The organism is Sulfuritalea hydrogenivorans sk43H (assembly GCF_000828635.1).
Taxonomy (GTDB): Bacteria; Pseudomonadota; Gammaproteobacteria; order Burkholderiales; family Rhodocyclaceae; genus Sulfuritalea; species Sulfuritalea hydrogenivorans.
In genome coordinates, this window is the sequence record NZ_AP012547.1 from 460,652 (window position 1) to 475,886 (window position 15,235).

The 15,235-nt window shown below is 56.7% G+C and carries 13 protein-coding genes; 8 read left to right on the plus strand and 5 right to left on the minus strand.

What is annotated here, in order from left to right:
• Nucleotides 1-61: 61 nt before the first annotated feature.
• From SUTH_RS02335 to SUTH_RS02365, 8 genes are all read left to right on the plus strand, one after another.
• On the plus strand, nucleotides 62-754 hold the full coding sequence (locus SUTH_RS02335) for a TnsA endonuclease N-terminal domain-containing protein (protein ID WP_041096801.1): 693 nt from the start codon (nucleotides 62-64) through the stop codon (nucleotides 752-754).
• Nucleotides 741-2,744: a Mu transposase C-terminal domain-containing protein gene (locus tag SUTH_RS02340; RefSeq protein ID WP_052473097.1), complete on the plus strand. Its 2,004-nt coding sequence runs from the start codon at nucleotides 741-743 to the stop codon at nucleotides 2,742-2,744. Before SUTH_RS02335 ends, SUTH_RS02340 begins: the two co-directional genes overlap by 14 nt.
• Nucleotides 2,741-3,619, plus strand: coding sequence for a TniB family NTP-binding protein (locus tag SUTH_RS02345; protein WP_052473099.1), 879 nt, complete (start codon nucleotides 2,741-2,743; stop codon nucleotides 3,617-3,619). Before SUTH_RS02340 ends, SUTH_RS02345 begins: the two co-directional genes overlap by 4 nt.
• On the plus strand, nucleotides 3,616-4,719 hold the full coding sequence (locus SUTH_RS18900; protein WP_084207222.1) for a TniQ family protein: 1,104 nt from the start codon (nucleotides 3,616-3,618) through the stop codon (nucleotides 4,717-4,719). Before SUTH_RS02345 ends, SUTH_RS18900 begins: the two co-directional genes overlap by 4 nt.
• Nucleotides 4,720-5,311: 592 nt before the next feature.
• Nucleotides 5,312-6,310, plus strand: coding sequence for a hypothetical protein (locus tag SUTH_RS19535; RefSeq protein WP_041096803.1), 999 nt, complete (start codon nucleotides 5,312-5,314; stop codon nucleotides 6,308-6,310).
• A gap of 615 nt (nucleotides 6,311-6,925) precedes the next feature.
• The gene (locus SUTH_RS02355; protein ID WP_148312828.1) at nucleotides 6,926-7,207 is read left to right on the plus strand and encodes a hypothetical protein; all 282 of its coding nucleotides are present in this window, start codon (nucleotides 6,926-6,928) and stop codon (nucleotides 7,205-7,207) included.
• A gap of 27 nt (nucleotides 7,208-7,234) precedes the next feature.
• Entirely contained in the window at nucleotides 7,235-7,657 is a 423-nt protein-coding gene (locus tag SUTH_RS02360; RefSeq protein ID WP_041096807.1) for a hypothetical protein, read from the plus strand.
• A gap of 289 nt (nucleotides 7,658-7,946) precedes the next feature.
• Nucleotides 7,947-9,116: an IS4 family transposase gene (locus SUTH_RS02365; protein WP_052473795.1), complete on the plus strand. Its 1,170-nt coding sequence runs from the start codon at nucleotides 7,947-7,949 to the stop codon at nucleotides 9,114-9,116.
• Nucleotides 9,117-9,649: 533 nt separating this feature from the next.
• Here the strand turns inward: SUTH_RS02365 and SUTH_RS18905 are convergent.
• The 5 genes from SUTH_RS18905 to SUTH_RS02385 form a co-directional block, all read right to left on the minus strand.
• A complete protein-coding gene (locus SUTH_RS18905; protein ID WP_231851087.1) occupies nucleotides 9,650-9,808 on the minus strand; it encodes an FIST C-terminal domain-containing protein in 159 nt (52 codons plus the stop codon).
• A 277-nt stretch (nucleotides 9,809-10,085) separates the two neighbouring features.
• Nucleotides 10,086-10,793: a hypothetical protein gene (locus SUTH_RS20390; protein WP_041096809.1), complete on the minus strand. Its 708-nt coding sequence runs from the start codon at nucleotides 10,791-10,793 to the stop codon at nucleotides 10,086-10,088.
• Complete coding sequence (locus tag SUTH_RS02375; protein WP_231851088.1) at nucleotides 10,790-11,599, minus strand: ComEC/Rec2 family competence protein; 810 nt, start codon at nucleotides 11,597-11,599, stop codon at nucleotides 10,790-10,792. The genes SUTH_RS20390 and SUTH_RS02375 overlap by 4 nt, the downstream gene beginning before the upstream one ends.
• Before the next feature lie 154 nt (nucleotides 11,600-11,753).
• Nucleotides 11,754-14,003 carry a ThiF family adenylyltransferase gene (locus SUTH_RS02380; protein ID WP_041096812.1) on the minus strand — a complete coding sequence of 750 codons (2,250 nt, stop codon included), beginning with the start codon at nucleotides 14,001-14,003 and terminating at the stop codon, nucleotides 11,754-11,756.
• Entirely contained in the window at nucleotides 14,003-15,163 is a 1,161-nt protein-coding gene (locus SUTH_RS02385; protein ID WP_084207223.1) for a hypothetical protein, read from the minus strand. The genes SUTH_RS02380 and SUTH_RS02385 overlap by 1 nt, the downstream gene beginning before the upstream one ends.
• Nucleotides 15,164-15,235: the final 72 nt, after the last annotated feature.

Consider the following 15,235-nt stretch of genomic DNA (forward strand, 5'->3'; position numbering starts at 1 on the left):
ACTTCTCAGAAGTTTGCTACAATTCATTTATGGACTGTGATATTAATAAGGCGGACCAAGTATGGATTTTACAGTATTAGATGCGACTGACCGAAAGGGCGTGCGTAACGTTATTTCGAACCGGCGCGTTATCACTGGTTTCGTCAGCATAGCAGGCGTCGGGCTCGTGCCTTATGAGGGGGCGCTTGAACGAGATTTCCTTGAACTCCGAGACTTCGATCGCTCCCTGAGCTATGTTGGCGCGCAGCCGCTTCGCTTGATATTCAAAGGGGACAAGCGCCGTCGCTATACCCCGGATTTTCTTTGCCAGTTCAATCCGGTCGGGAATAGGCCGGCGTTTTCTCCAGCCCTTTATGAGATCAAGCTACGTGCCGAGCTCAGGGAAAAGTGGGCAGAACTGAGGCCCGGGTTCCAGCGTGCCTCCCTGTTGTGTCGACAGCGAGGATGGCGTTTCCGCATCGCGACCGAGCGGATTATCCGCATCCCCCGACTTAGGCAGATCAAGTTCCTGCGTGGGTTTCTCGATCGGCCTGACCATGACTGCATCGGTCAAATCTTGTACCGGGTTATGAACGATCTTAAGGTCAGCACCCCGGCCGAATTGTTAGCTGCGAGCTTCGCCAGTAAAGACCGTCGTCTTGAGGCCGTTGGCATCCTATGGAAACTCGTCGCCGACGGAAGGATAAAGATCGACCTCAGCAGGCCACTCAACATGGAGACCCCAATCTGGAGCATGTGGCATGAGCGTCGCTAGGTCGCTCCTGACGCCAGGAGGTTATCTCGAGCTTGCGCAGGGAGCCTTCGTCTCCTTTCGCGGCAAAGCATGCAAGATTCGGCGGGTGATGTCGCTGGATAGCGTGGTGATCCAGTATGTCGACGGCGGCGAGACTGATCGCGTCCATCCAATCGAATTGCGACCAGTCGAGGAGGCTGTGGTGGAGTCGGCGATGCAACCCACACCTGTCGACGAAGGAGATGCGGAAGTTTCTCCCGACGCCAAGTCCGACAAGCGGGATATCAACGATATCAGCGATGCAGAGTGGGAAGAGGCGAAAGCGCTCTACGAAGTTATCAAACCCCTACTTGAAAACCCGAAACGGACACGCGCCGACGTGGTCGCGGTGGCTACTGCGCGCGGTGTGCAGGCCAGCACCGTGTACCGATGGATGGGCGATTATGGAAGCACTGGCCACGTCTCTGGTCTGATCAAGGGAAAACGGGGCCGGAAGAAGGGCACCCGGTTGCTCACGCCGGAGCAGGAAGCGATCATCGATGAGGCACTTGAAGAATTCCTTGACCCCCAAGCCATAACCCCCGCAACGTTGATCGAAGACCTCAATGGCCGGTTCGACGATGCTGGCATTGTCAGGCCACATCCGAACACTATTCGCAATCGTGTGGTGGATATTCCACTGAAACGCAAGATGTCGGCGCGAGGTAACAAGGAACTGGCGAAACAGCGCTTTGATCCGACACCAGGTAAATTTCCGGATGGAACATTTCCGCTCGAGTGCATCCAGATCGATCATGTCCGGTTGGACATGAAGGTGGTCGATGCGGAGACCCGCCAGCCAATTGAGAAACGGCCATGGCTTACGCTGGCCATCGATTCATATTCTCGGATGATCGTCGGGTATTTTCTTAGTCTGATGAGCCCTTCGGCCTTTGGAGCCGGCGTTGCACTCTATATGGGGATGATGCCGAAGCGAGATCTGCTGACCACACTTGACCTGCCCGGGCGTTGGCCAGTTTTTGGCAAGTTTCGCAAGGTATTTGCGGACAACGCCAAGGAGTTTAAGGGTACCGTCCTTCAGCGTGCGTGCGAGGAACATCAGATCGATCTACAACTTCGTCCGGTTAAGACGCCGAGGTATGGGGCCTACATCGAGGCCATGGTGGGGAACGTCAATAAGCAATTGCACAAGAAGCGCGGTACAACCCACAGGTCGCCGGATGTCAGCCCTGATTATGACTCTTCGGAAAAGTCGGCGTTTACGCTCGCGGCACTTGAATGCGACATTGTTGACTGGATTGTGAATAGTTATCAGGTCGACCGTCACTCAGCGTTCAACACGACGCCGCTACACAAATGGGAGCAAGGCTTGCTTGGCGACTCAAGAATGCCGGGCGTCGGTTTGCCGCCAATACCCATGAACCCTGAAAAACTGCGTCTCGATTTTCTACCGTTTGAGAGACGCGCCGTTCATCCCTACGGCGTCGAGTTGGGTAGTCTGATGTTCTACCACGAGGTTCTCAATCGATGGATCGGCGCAGCTGACCCAGGGATTCCCAAAGAAAAGCGCAAATTCATTTTTCATTACGATCCAAGAACTATCCGGAAAATCTGGTTCTGGGATCCTGAGGTTAAGCAGCATTACGAGATCCCATTGAAAGATACTACTTGGCCGGACATCTCTTGGTCGGAGTTTGATGAGTACCGCAAAGCAATGATCAAACAGGGCCATCAACATGTCGATGAGGCGGCGATCAAGGGGTACGTCCAGCGCAGCAAGATTCGTGAACAGCACGAAGTCGAGCAAACGCAGGCGTTCAGAAAAGGAAAAACCAAACCTGCGAACCGGAGCGCCCAGGGCAAACCGGCCAATACGGCGCCGGGGTCCAACCACTACGCCGCCACACCCGCAACGACCATACAGACTCCGGTGAATGATGTTGGATACAACAATCAACATGACGATCTATTCAGCACACCGGCCCAGCCTTTCGCGGACATCGAAATATGAGTTTCGATCATCTTCTAGGCGTTGCCAAGGACGCAGTCCTGTGGACACCCGAAGATCGGATCGACTTCATCAATGAAGATCGATGGATCGGCTACTCGGCCGCCGCCACCATTCTTACGGAGTTCGATGACCTGGTGGAACATCCGCGTAATTTACGCATGCCGTGCCGCTACGTTGTCGGCGACCCGGACAACGGAAAGACGATGCTGCTTCACCAATGCATCAAGCGACATCCGTTTCGGGAAAAAGAGGGCGATGAATCCCATGTCGCTGTTCTCGTATTTGAAACTCCGCCAGTGCCAGATGAAGGCAGGCTATATAGTCAAATCCTCAAGGCGCTGCGGGTCGCGCATCGGGAGGATGCCCCACCTGAAAAGCTGCTCGCCAAGGTGATTGAACGCTTTAGTGAGTTAGGCATACGGCTTCTGATGGCTGACGAATTTCACAACATGCTCAATGGGTCGGCTTCGCACCAACGACAGTTCCTGGCCTCGCTGAAGAGTCTGATCAACACTCTGCGTGTTTCATTTGTGGCTGCCGGAACGGAGGACATTACTCGCGCGCTTGCCACTGATTCTCAGTTCATCACGCGATTCGAAAAGCTGGCGCTGCCGACATGGGGCATCAACAAAGAGACAAGAAGTCTTCTAAGTAGCATCGAGAAGACGTTGCCGTTAGCAGAACCATCGGGCCTTGCGGACGACCGGGATTTGGCACTCGGAATAATTTTGGGCGGAAAGGGAAAGATCGGCGGAATAGTCAAGGTGGCCAAGAAAGCTGCAATTGCGGCGATCAGGGGCGGCAAAGAGAAGATCGCAAAAGATATTGTCGACAAAGTCGTTGCTGAGCTTCGAGAGCGCGAGTTCGCCGCATGACGGCATCCGTGGCGCACGTTCCGAGAATCCAGCATGACGAGGCGCTTTCCTCGGTGTTGTTACGGCTCGCGCGCAATCACAGCGCTTCGGGGCACGAGCTGTGCACTCTGCTTTGGCCAAGCTTCCAGTTCTGGACACGTGACACCGACCGTACCGCATCCGATGCTCTGCTCGATGATATCTCGCAAGTTACCGGCATTGACAGGGTTGTTTTGAGGCAAGCTACGCTTAGCGAACTAGTGAAAGCAACGGGCTTTCGGGAATGGATATCGGGCTGCCAGCGTGGAATCCTTCCAGTCGGCGTCTATCATCGGGTGCGCCATCGTTTCGGGCAGCAATACTGCCCTGCATGTTTGGCAGAGATGCCCGCATACCTTCGCAAGCTGTGGCGGTTCGAATTCATGGTTGCGTGTCAGGCGCACGGAATCTTGCTGCGCGATTCCTGCCCAGCTTGCGATGCACCGTTCATTCCACATCGCAACCACGCCTTGACAAGGGCGCAGTGCCACCTGTGCGCTGCTTCGCTGACGATAGGAGAATGCGCGAAGCCCACGGCTTCGGCGGCAATGCTGCAGAAGGCAGTGCTTGATGCGTTGGCAGATGCCAACAACCATGCGGCTACTGCGACGGATGATGGTGCGAACGAGAGGGTCGGCTGGCACTTCCTCGGCGACATTGGGAATGCGGCGTATCTGGACGGCGTTCATCGATTGTGCCGACTTGCGGCGCGTGCTTCGGATGCGCTGCCATGCCAATCTGGACGCAGTCGGACGGTCTGGACACTATTGCGCGTCACCGAACGTGCAATGGTTATGGCGAAAGTCGGACGATGGCTTTCCAACTGGCCCAAAGAATGGGTCAGTTGGGCAGGTGTTTCGGACCTGACCCAACACTACCTCGAGAAAGAGTATGGTCCTTGGCCCGGCTGGGTCAAGCCGGCCATAGCACAGCTGCCCTATTCGCACGGGCCAGTGAATGTTCGGCGGCCCAGACAGAAGCGCTGCCTAAGCCGACTCCGAAAGGAGCATAAGAGCCTTGCCGTTTACCGACAGGCGCGAGCGGCCCTATTGCTGACCAAAGCCGGATTGCAGTCGGCATAGTACGTCAATGACTTCGATGCGACCCGGCGCTCCGATCGGTACTCGCCAATGCGGGGAATGCGGCCATGGCATGGCGAAGGCTCACAAGATACATGGCGGGACGGCCCTATGCCAGAACTGCTATCAGCGCCTATTCAGGCATCGGACATGTGTCAAATGTGGCGGATCGGTGCGCGCTCTGGCGCAGGATCCAGAACCAATCTGTTCTTCATGTCGGAAGACGGAGCGCGTCTGTTTGCGTTGCGAGCGGCCGGTACCGTCCGCCGGGCTGATACTCAAGGGTAAACCGGTGTGCCCAAGTTGCGCGCCATATTTTCGCGAAGCTCGGTCCTGTCCGCGTTGCGGAAAATCGTCATCACGGCTATCCCGGGTCGTCGGCGTTACGGACGAGCAGGTATGCGATTCCTGCCGGCGAAAGCTTGTTTGTGCGACCTGTAGCGTTTGTGGAAAACATCGAGAGCGCTTCGCACTCGCGCCTGATGGGAAGCCATTGTGCAAGCGGTGTGCCTCCAACCCCGCTGCAAGTCACCCTTGTCCGGACTGCGGACAAACAATCGGTGGGTTTGGCAACGCGCCATGTTTGTCCTGCGGGATGATCCGGTCGCTTCGCAAAAAGACAGATGCGTTGGCCGGTATACTTCAAAATGCAGATGCGCGGAGGCTGTTAGGGAAATACGTCGACTGGATTGTTGAAAGGCAATCGGTAAGCAAGGCGCTCCGCCCGCTGCCGAAGGTTGCCGAGATGCTGGGAAGGGTCGAGCGATTGGCTCAGAACGATGGCGCGATGACATCGGAAATTATTGGGAAGTCGCTGACGACAGAAGAAATTAGGCGAGCCGGTCTTTTCGGAATGTTCCTGGCCGAACGTGGGTTCATTACAGGATCGGTTCAAGACCGGGTCGCGGCGTCAGACGCGCGGAGAATCGATACGGCGCTGTCGGAGATTCGTGGCCGACCCTGGGAGAAAGCAATTCGGCAATACGCCGATGAACTTTCAGGGCCGGTCAAGAAGCTCAGTCTGCGCTCGCGGCGTGTGTATCTTCGAGCCGCCGTTGAGTTGATGACTTTTGCGCATGTTGAGGGAATGTCTGAATTGACGGACAGGCATATAAAACATTTTCTGCGCTCCAAGCCGGGCCATCGCGCTTCGCTCTTTCCATGGCTCTCCTTTGTTAGAGAGCGTTCGGGCCACGAGTTATGTATTCCGAAGAAGGCGGTGCGGAAGGAGCCGACCGTCAAGGCGGTGGCGAATGGTGTCGGTCATCTTGTGTCGGCGATTAAAGCGGCACCGACCAAGGAAGCACGTCGCGCACTGGTCGCGAAGCTGCTATCGATACTATATGGTGTCCCACTTGAGCATGTCCTTTCCTTGGAGCGAAAGAATATGGAAGAGTTGAATGGCAAGGTCCGGTTGCGGTTTGACGATGACTGGGTGACCGTAGATGCGCCTATTGATGATCTCTTGTCCGAGGCAGTCAGCTACTCTGCGAATAACATGGGGTCGGCAAGATTGTTTCCTGGGCGAATGATGAATGACGGCTTGTCCGTAGGCGCGGTTCAGCATTATCTGCAGAAGCTCTCGAATGCGTGACGACAAACGCACTCGCTGGCTTCCCCGGTCGAAGTGATGGATCAGGCCCGGCGCTGACTTGTTGCGAAACCATGCCATACTCAGCGCATCGATCACGATGCCCGCCGTCACACGCCGCAATTTCAAGTTTTCTTGCGGGTGCTTTGCTCAATATAAAGTCCTAGTGCCCCCTAAGATTCGACAGCCTAGGAATTTGCCGTCTGGAATCGGCTTTTGCTTTTTCGACGCTACCGACATGCCTCGGCTACGTTGATCGAGAATTCACAAGCCGACTCGGTTTCGCGCCAATGATGCTTGTCCAGTTCGGCTGTACAGCCGGCGTCCTCTAGCAACCGAACTTTGCCGTCGGCAGTGCAGACCAAAACGATACCGCGGCGATCCCGCCATAGCGCTCGAAGGGTAAAGCCGGCAAACGGTTCAAGCAAAGACCGATCATGCCGCGTCGAGAACTCTAGAAACTCTCGCTCCGACAGGTCTGGAGACGGATCTTTGTAGCGAGGGCGCCATCTGTTCAAATTCATAGAACGCGAAACCGGCTGGCGCGCGGCGATTGAGGATTCGTTGGCGCGGGGGTATTTCGAGCAGCGGTCGGTTGGTGTCAGGCACAAATTGCTGGTGTCTGCCCTTTGGCTGCTCGACGACTGGCCTGAGCGCTTCGTGCGGGCAGCGGAGACGGTAGGGTTGTCGCAGTCGCGGATTCTTCGAGGAGAGTCCCTGCCGTTCTGGTTCGAGTCCGAAATCCGTCTGAGTCTGGGAGCGGGATTTCCTGCTCCGACGGCGGCGGAAGCGAAGCAGGCCGCAGCCTATCTGGTCAAAGGCGGCGAAGAGGTTGGCTCCGGACAGGCTCATCTGTTGAGCCTCGTCGGGCAGATACTTCTCCATACGCAGTCCAGATAGCTTACCCCTGACATAAGGAGCATTCGTATGGAATCTGTTGCGCAACAACTCGAACAGATGATTCCCAAGTCCTTGGGCGATATCATCGTCACCAACCGGGACCAGGTTAAGGCCTATCTAACTACCGACGCCGAGATCGAGGCACTGAAGGGGGCGGTCCCAATACAGCCTGTCAAAGGCGAATTGTCCGACTGGGCTTTCATCACCTTCTTCCTGACGAAGAAGGGGCTACCGATGATCTATTTGACGGGATTCAATGCCGCCGAGCGCTCAAGCTGGATGACGTCGCTGGTCGTCGCGATAGATGGCGACGCCGTGGCGACGACCAGTGGTTCGGTTTACAAGCTGAAGGGTGACAAGTCGGAAGTTCTGGATCTTCCATACATCTGCGCTACTCTGAATGGTTGGGGCGTTGGTCGAATGCTCGGCGTGCCGCCGTTTTTCTTCTGAGTCCGACAGGTTCGCCATTGAGCTGGACAGTATGTGATGCGATGATTGTCGGCGCGCGTTTAAAACTACCCAGCTGTGCGCGTTGAATTTTGACCAGGGGCTAAAGCCGCCTGTCATAGGTACGGCTGTGGATAAGTGTAACGTCAGTAGTGTCCGGTTAAAACGAGCCCCATGAACTGGAAACCCAGAACTGGAGCGGGATTTGAAGCGATGAAGGGTGGTGTCGATTTGAACGTCGAGCAGCGGCAATTCGGGCAGGCTTCCGGGTTTTCTTCCGGAGATGGCCGCCATGAACACCGGCAAGACCCTGTTCGCCCAGATCATGGATTTCCTTCCGTGGACGACCTTCACTCGCCTGGTCAACCGCTACGGCGGCGACCGCTATGCGAAGTCGCTCACCTGCGCCGAGCAGTTCCGCATCATGGCTTTCGCCCAACTGACCTATCGCGAGAGCCTGCGCGACATCGAGGTCTGCCTTTCTGCGCAGTCGGCGAAGCTCTATCACATGGGGTTTCGGCAGGAGATCAAGCGCTCGACCTTGGCCGACGCCAACGAGTTGCGAGACTGGCGCATCCATGCCGAGTTTGCTCAGCGGTTGATCGCGCAGGCCAGGAAGCTCTATGTCGGCGAGGCTCTGGACTTCGAGTTGGAGAACACGGCTTACGCACTCGATTCCACGACCATCGATCTGTGCCTGTCGGTGTTTCCGTGGGCGCCATTTCGTACGACCAAGGCAGCGGTCAAGATGCACACGCTGCTCGATCTGCGCGGCAACATCCCGACCTTCATCCACATCTCCGATGGCAAACTGCACGACGTCAACGTGCTCGACGTTCTGGTGCCGGAAGCCGGGGCGATCTATGTCATGGATCGCGGCTACCTGGACTTCAAGCGACTGCATACTTTCCATCAGGCGAGCGCCTTCTTCGTGACCCGTGCCAAGTCGAACATCGATGCTCGGCGCGTCTATTCGGCGCCGAGCGATCGAGGCATCGGCATCATGTGCGACCAGACCATCACGCTCAACGGCTACTACAGCAGTCGGGACTATCCGGCGCACCTGCGCCGCATCCGTTTCAAGGATCCCGAGACCGGCAAAGCGCTGGTCTTCCTGACCAACAACTTCGTGCTGCCGGCGACCACCATCTGCGCGCTCTACAAGGCGCGTTGGCAGGTCGAATTGTTCTTCAAATGGATCAAGCAGCATCTTCGGATCAAACGATTCTTCGGTACGTCGGAAAACGCGGTCAAGTCGCAAATCTGGATCGCGGTGTCGGTCTATGTTCTCGTTGCCATCATCAAGAAGCGCCTCAACCTCGACGCTTCGCTCCGCACATTGCTACAGATCCTTTCGGTTACTCTTTTCGAGAAGATGCCCTTGCAGCAAGCATTCACGACAAATGCATTGGTCGAAAATCAGGCCAACTCATCCAGCCAACTGATTCTCTTCGACTTTTAACCGGACACTACTGGTGTAACGTATTCTCTAAGTTCGGAGTCTCCTCAGGGTTGGTTGGGATTCTGTAGCGGTTGATGGGCCGTTGCGCGGGGGAAGCCGCGCAGGGCGTAGCCCGAAGCGGATTTCCCCGCGCAACGTCCCCTTCCGCCGCTACCCAAACCAATTCAACTTCAAGGAGGTTCCCAGATCAGAGAATGCGCTACACTTATCCACAGCCGTACCTATGACAGGCGGCTTTAGCCCCTGGTCAAAATTCAACGCGCACAGCTGGGTAGTTTTAAACGCGCGCCGACAATATGTGGGTTAGATTGCTGTTTTCTATGCCCTTTTTCCCGAGTCTCTCTAGTAAAGAGACAATTTTGCGCGCGCCGCTTTTACTACCACCACGCGACATCCCGAGAGCCAAATGCAATCCAGACTGGGATAAGACACGAGTCTCATCTGGCAATACATAACACTGAATTTCAATGTTCCCAATACGAATTGGTTTATCCGGGGAACCATGTGTTGCTAAAGGCAAATCCTCGCTCCAGCTAAGGGGAGATTTCACCGTAGGAGTAGAAGCCGGTCAGGGCCGCTTCGTCACCCAGCACGCGGCGCACCCCCTCGACCTCCTCCTCGATGCGCTGGCCGAGTACCAATTTGCGACCAACACAACTGATGAGCACGGCAAGTTGCGCGCCGGCGGCCATGGGCAAGGCCAGGCGCTACGAGAAGGAATTCCTGCTTAAAGTGCAGGTCTTCAGCTACGAGGAAGCCAAGTCTCGCTACGCCAGCTTTGCCGCCGGGTCCCGATACCGCGCAACTGGTGCTGGTATTCGGCGGCACGGCCCAGCTCGATGCCGATCGCTCCCACCTATTCGATCAGGCGCGTAGAACCAAGCTAAACGTGCCGCAATTGATCTAATTGTTGAGGTTCCTATTGATACCTGCCAGATTCCATGTGGGTTTCTTGGGCCGAGCTCAAGCTCAGTCACTTGGTCCCTCTTTCGCGGCTGCAGCGGCCTTTGGCGCAGCCTGTTTTGACCCACTCACCTTGCGACTGGCATGAATGGCCAAAACGTTCTGCACAAAACCAATGCCAGTGGTTCTCGCAGCAAACGCCACTACCAGGTACTGCCCAAGAAACCACGCGGCGGAGACCAGCATGCGCGTGGAATCGATACCGCTGAAATAGAGTACCGCGGGCAGCGTCGGCACTAGCAGCAGTGACATTGCCGCAATGTCACGAAACAGAAGATAGTTCTTGTGACTGTCTACGACAGATGGATCTGAATCGACCTGTTTGTACAGAGCGTACCACTTCGAATTCTGATCTCTCTCCGCCACTGGAAACTCGCCTACGTTCTTTTTCAGCTTTGCAAGGTCGATCCGGTGGTCTGCTGGTGCATGCACAGAGAAAGCCCGTGCGCCTGGCAGCGGGTGCTTAAGACGCCAGAACACTAGGATGGCTTTGTGGTCAGACGAGATGAGCGATGAGAGGATCAGGACTGGGATGGGCAGAAGCGCGGTCAAACTCAAGCGAATGGCTGCGATCCTCGTTGGCGTCAGATCGTCGATCGCGGTGTGGAACGCAATGACCAAAAGGACGAGGGCGTCGAGGACGAGCGTCGCAACCAGCCATGCGAGATTTCGGCCTTTCAGCGTCTTGCTTCTGTATTCCTTGGCGTTCTTCATCCGTCGTACTCCGTGGTGACCGTATATTCGCCAGTTTCCGACACCTTGAACAGAATCCAGCCGTCCTTTCGCGTCGTCAGGCAGCGTCGGCGCCTTGTGGTGTTGGACACCAGCACGCCATTGTCCGCGGCCGCGTACTGATACTGCGGCTTCTGGGTCGTATGGACGATCGACTTGTCCGAGATAACGACCACCTGCGGCTCAAAATAGTCGAATATCCGCTGACAGTATCCGTTGGTTCGACCGTGATGGGACGCGACCAGAACGGTGGTGTCAGCCAGCCTATCTCGAAACGCCGGCTGCTCCAGCATCGCTAACCAGCCATCCTCTTCCAAGTCGCCCGGGAACAGGATTTTGAACGGGCCGAACTCGAAGAACACGACAAGGCTCAAGTTGTTCGTGTCATAGAAGCGCGGATACGGATTGAAAAAAGTAGTCGCCGTGATCCCACCCATATTCTGGTCGAATGGCGCATCGAGAGGGTAGACATAGTCGTTGTGAAGGGCCAGATACCGCTCGATGTCGTCGGTCAATTCGCCGTTCGCTTCCTTGATGATCCTCAATACCTCAGGGGATACGCTGCAATTCCTATAGAACGAGGAAACGGATATTCCCTCTCTCCACAGGTTGTTCAGATCGCTAATGTGATCGAGGTCCGCATTCGTGATGAACAGGTAATCCAGCACGTTGCGTCTCAACTGACGCTTGATATACGTGCTCGGCTTCCAGCCCGTAAGCCCGTTGTCACCCGAATCGATCATCGCCAGTCTACCTTGCTCGCCGTTCTCTGATTCGTGGGTGAGCATGGTGCAGGCGCCATGTTGCACATCCCATATCTGAAGGATCATTTGGCCCGGCATGTTGCATTCCCGCCCAGGTTGCCTTGTTGATCACTGAGAGCGAGTGGAACGTGGCCACCCCCGCGTCTCCATGCAGTGCTGGCAACCTGTTCTCTGCTCATCACTTAACCGTGCCCTGCAGGACCTGCAGATCATGTTCGCCAATGATGAGTTGAACGCCCGGAAGGCCGTCATCCGCCATGCCTAATGCCAAATGGACGAGTTGCATGAGGTCATCTCTGCTGGGCGACGCGGAGTGTCCGGGCGGATGGCTGTGCCATTCACCGATGTAGCCGACGATTCCTGCGGTTCGCCGCGACGCTTCATTGACAGCCTCCGCCAATCCGGCAATGCCGCGCTCGAAGGAACCCGGACTGGACTTACTGTCGGGCGGGGCCGGAAAGCCCGCGACAACCACGACGGCACCGATGTTGAAGTCGTAGTACCCGAGCAACACGCCGCCAGTTTCGTTGGGGAAACCTTTCGTGCGCCGGTCTCGCAGCTGGTGCTCTACGCCAGCGTCGATGAACAGGTCGAACTCGCCAAGCTCCATGCATTGTTCCGACACGACGACCACATCGTGTACTTCGACCACGCCGCGAGTGGGGTCGCGTTGCCACACACGAATCAATGCGTCCTCACGCGCCGCCGCCATCGGAATCTGCTCGGCCAACGTGCTGGCTTGGCCCATGATCCGCGAATACGGCATGACCATCGAGATGTCCCGGCAGCTCGCGCCACTCCAGAACGAACTCGCGTTGCCGGCAAGGTGATCCTTTCCCCAATCTTCCTGAATCAACGCGCGGTAGTACTGCGCTTCCAGGGTGCGCAGGCGAACCAGTCGCCGCGCATCCTCGGCAAGCAGCACGGACGCGTTACCGTTCGGGGTGATGAAGACTGAGATGTGCCTGGCGAACGTATCGATGGCGCTCGCTGCGCGCGGGTATTCAAGGGAGGTAGAGACGTCGACCGCCAGCTTTGCTGCCGTCAACGCATTGGTAACCGACTCTTGCGTGAAGTCGCTGGCATCGGCATTTAGAGGAATGATCTCGGTCGCACCATGCATCACCGCAGCATGCAACTCGGCTACGACCGCAGTCTTGGATTCGCCGATATGCTGGGTGTAAGCCGTATGCCGCGACAAGTTGTGCGGTTTGATGTGGTCTTTGTCGATGACCGTCCAGCGACCCCATCCGCTGCGGCCCCACAGGTTGAGAATTGCACTGCCGAGAGAACCGGCGCCGATCATCACTCCAGTCGGGCCTTCCTCGGCAATACCGGACTGCTTTCTGGCCGCTGCCGCGTCGTTTCGGTTCAGCACGTCCATCGGGAAGATCTTTTGCGAGCGCCACTGGGTTGTCATATGGTCGTTCATTACGTCTTTGAAGTACCGCTTTTCATGCAGCAGCAGTGCTCCAATCGCGACTCCAAGTTCCAATGCGCCAGTCAGCACAAAAAACGCCCGTTGGCTGGTCCCCACAGGTTCAGCCCCCACAGTCCTGCATACGGGAACGTGCAGCAGAACGACGGTCCAGCTGTCCTCGGCGGAGACAGCGACACCGGCGTCGCCAACCCGTTCCTGCATCGCTGTCCGCAGAGCGGAAACGAAATCGGTTCCTCGCCTCGACAAAATGTCGGCAAGCTGACCCAAGTTCGCCGGGTCGCGCTCCACGAAACCGTGTACTACTGGTGGCAGGACTAACTCGATGGGTGCCGCAGTGCCAGTTTTTGGTGCCGTGTCTTTCGGTATCGCTTCCAGGAAACAGGTGAAGCCCTTGTCGGGACGCTCCGGGCTTCGGGCGATCACAAAGCGATGTAACGGGCTCTCTCGAAGCTCCACGAGATTCCAAGGTAAGACGAGCTCGTACTTGGTCGCGAAGAAAAGATGCTCGACCGGCTGGTCCGCTGGATGCAGTTCGCCCCTGGCGCTCTTCTCAAGCCACCATTGAATCCGGCGTAGAAAGCTTTGCGGCGTCCATGTGCGCATCACGGTTGCAGTCGGCTCGAAGTGCAGGCACAGACTCGCCGGAGCGCCAGGGACGCCCTGATTCTGGTGCATCAGGATCGGAAAATCCTTGCGTAGCGCCAGAACCTCCACCAGTTGCTTCGGGTTGTCGGGAACGCACAGGGCCAAGCGCTCGCGATAGTTGATGCCGTAAGTATTCTTTGGCGGCACCCCATCGCACTCGACCTCGACGATGAGACACTCAAGCTTGGCCGTACTGCCCTCAGCGTGCTGCAGAAGTTGGACCACCTCATAGTCACGCTGTCGCGTGACTGCGTCGAGCAGCGCTCGCGCACGCGGAATTGTTAGTGACTCAGCGTCCTGGACTTCGCTGACGTTGACGAGTTCGTGATACTCCTCGGCCATCAGCCCGCCCGGGGAGGTGTCGACAAGACAATCGCCGGTGCGCCGATGGACCCCGAGCGCTTCCAGGTAACCCCGCCCCTCGTGATCTCGAAGGCGATCGGCTCCGGCTTGTTGGCGTTGGGCTCTTCCATCGTGACGAGGAACTTGCGGCCTCCAACCTCTTTCAGGTAGCGCTCATAGGCTCTGCGGGCCTGGATGTGAGGCGGCTGTATCTGGGTGTACGAATCCTTCATGTCCGGGATCGGTTTGCTGCAGCTAACAATGTACGCATCCTTCTTGCCCTGCAGCAGAAGATCCTTGACCAGCGGCTTGGGCTCAGTCTCTTTCTCGCCCTTCTGGCCTTCTTCGTTCAGTGCAAGATAGCTGCAGTGATGCGGGATGTTATACAGATCCCAGGCAAGCCGGTCGTCGTTCTTGTGATACCTCGTCGTCTTGACGATGTCCTCGATCTCCTCCCACGTGGCATCGCCGACCTCAAGGTAGTCATAGTGCGCGCCGTCGGCGCGGAAGCGCACATTGAAGACCAGCGATGCTCGGTTGCGAATGATGTCTCCGTCATCGCAGTGCTTGATGAATGGCGAGTGGCAAAAGAACTCGACGCCGTCGGCCGCAAGCGAAAACCCTGGAACGATAGTGCCGGCATCGATGAACAGATGGTCTCGGGCAGAGGCGGGCTCACCGCGCGCCTTCAGAAGAGGCTCCAACCAATCGACCAGCGCCTGCGGCTTCGAGAACACGAGGATGCCCTTGCCCTCAAGCAGGCGGTGCCGCGCCTCCTGCCGAAGCAAGACGTACTCCTCAGTCTGGTGATCGTTGTCCGCCTCCTCCAGCAGCATGGCGGCAGGAACCCAGAGTTCGCGAATTTTGATGCGGCCTTCGCCGTGATATTTCTTGGCATGCTGCAGTTCGAAGAAATCGGTACTGCCCTGGATGTGGTCCAGATCCGCATGGGTGAAGGCGACGACATCAAAGTAATCGCAGTCAGCCTTCTTCAAGTCGTCCTTGAGGCGAGCCTTGAGGTCAATTTCTGGGGTATCGGCGTCTTCGGCCTTGTCCCGATGGCAGAAATCGAAAAGAACCCGGCGCCCGCCGCACAGAATGATCTGGGTAGTGTCACCGTTGCCGACGGGGTAGAAAATAACTTGGTGCATATCTGCCACGATTAGCCCTTTCAAGGTGGCAGATGAAAATTTAGCACTCGGCCACGAAGAGTGCTAATCCGCACTATATAT

What these genes read in the sequence shown, in the direction of transcription:
- SUTH_RS02375 (WP_231851088.1), bottom strand. Translation starts at nt 11,599, where the DNA reads ATGCTCACCCACGAATCAGAGAACGGCGAGCAAGGTAGACTGGCGATG.
- SUTH_RS02340 (WP_052473097.1), top strand. Translation starts at nt 741, where the DNA reads ATGAGCGTCGCTAGGTCGCTCCTGACGCCAGGAGGTTATCTCGAGCTT.
- SUTH_RS18900 (WP_084207222.1), top strand. Translation starts at nt 3,616, where the DNA reads ATGACGGCATCCGTGGCGCACGTTCCGAGAATCCAGCATGACGAGGCG.
- SUTH_RS02380 (WP_041096812.1), bottom strand. Translation starts at nt 14,003, where the DNA reads ATGGCCGAGGAGTATCACGAACTCGTCAACGTCAGCGAAGTCCAGGAC.
- SUTH_RS02335 (WP_041096801.1), top strand. Translation starts at nt 62, where the DNA reads ATGGATTTTACAGTATTAGATGCGACTGACCGAAAGGGCGTGCGTAAC.
- SUTH_RS02365 (WP_052473795.1), top strand. Translation starts at nt 7,947, where the DNA reads ATGAACACCGGCAAGACCCTGTTCGCCCAGATCATGGATTTCCTTCCG.
- SUTH_RS02360 (WP_041096807.1), top strand. Translation starts at nt 7,235, where the DNA reads ATGGAATCTGTTGCGCAACAACTCGAACAGATGATTCCCAAGTCCTTG.
- SUTH_RS20390 (WP_041096809.1), bottom strand. Translation starts at nt 10,793, where the DNA reads ATGAAGAACGCCAAGGAATACAGAAGCAAGACGCTGAAAGGCCGAAAT.
- SUTH_RS18905 (WP_231851087.1), bottom strand. Translation starts at nt 9,808, where the DNA reads ATGGCCGCCGGCGCGCAACTTGCCGTGCTCATCAGTTGTGTTGGTCGC.
- SUTH_RS19535 (WP_041096803.1), top strand. Translation starts at nt 5,312, where the DNA reads ATGATCCGGTCGCTTCGCAAAAAGACAGATGCGTTGGCCGGTATACTT.
- SUTH_RS02345 (WP_052473099.1), top strand. Translation starts at nt 2,741, where the DNA reads ATGAGTTTCGATCATCTTCTAGGCGTTGCCAAGGACGCAGTCCTGTGG.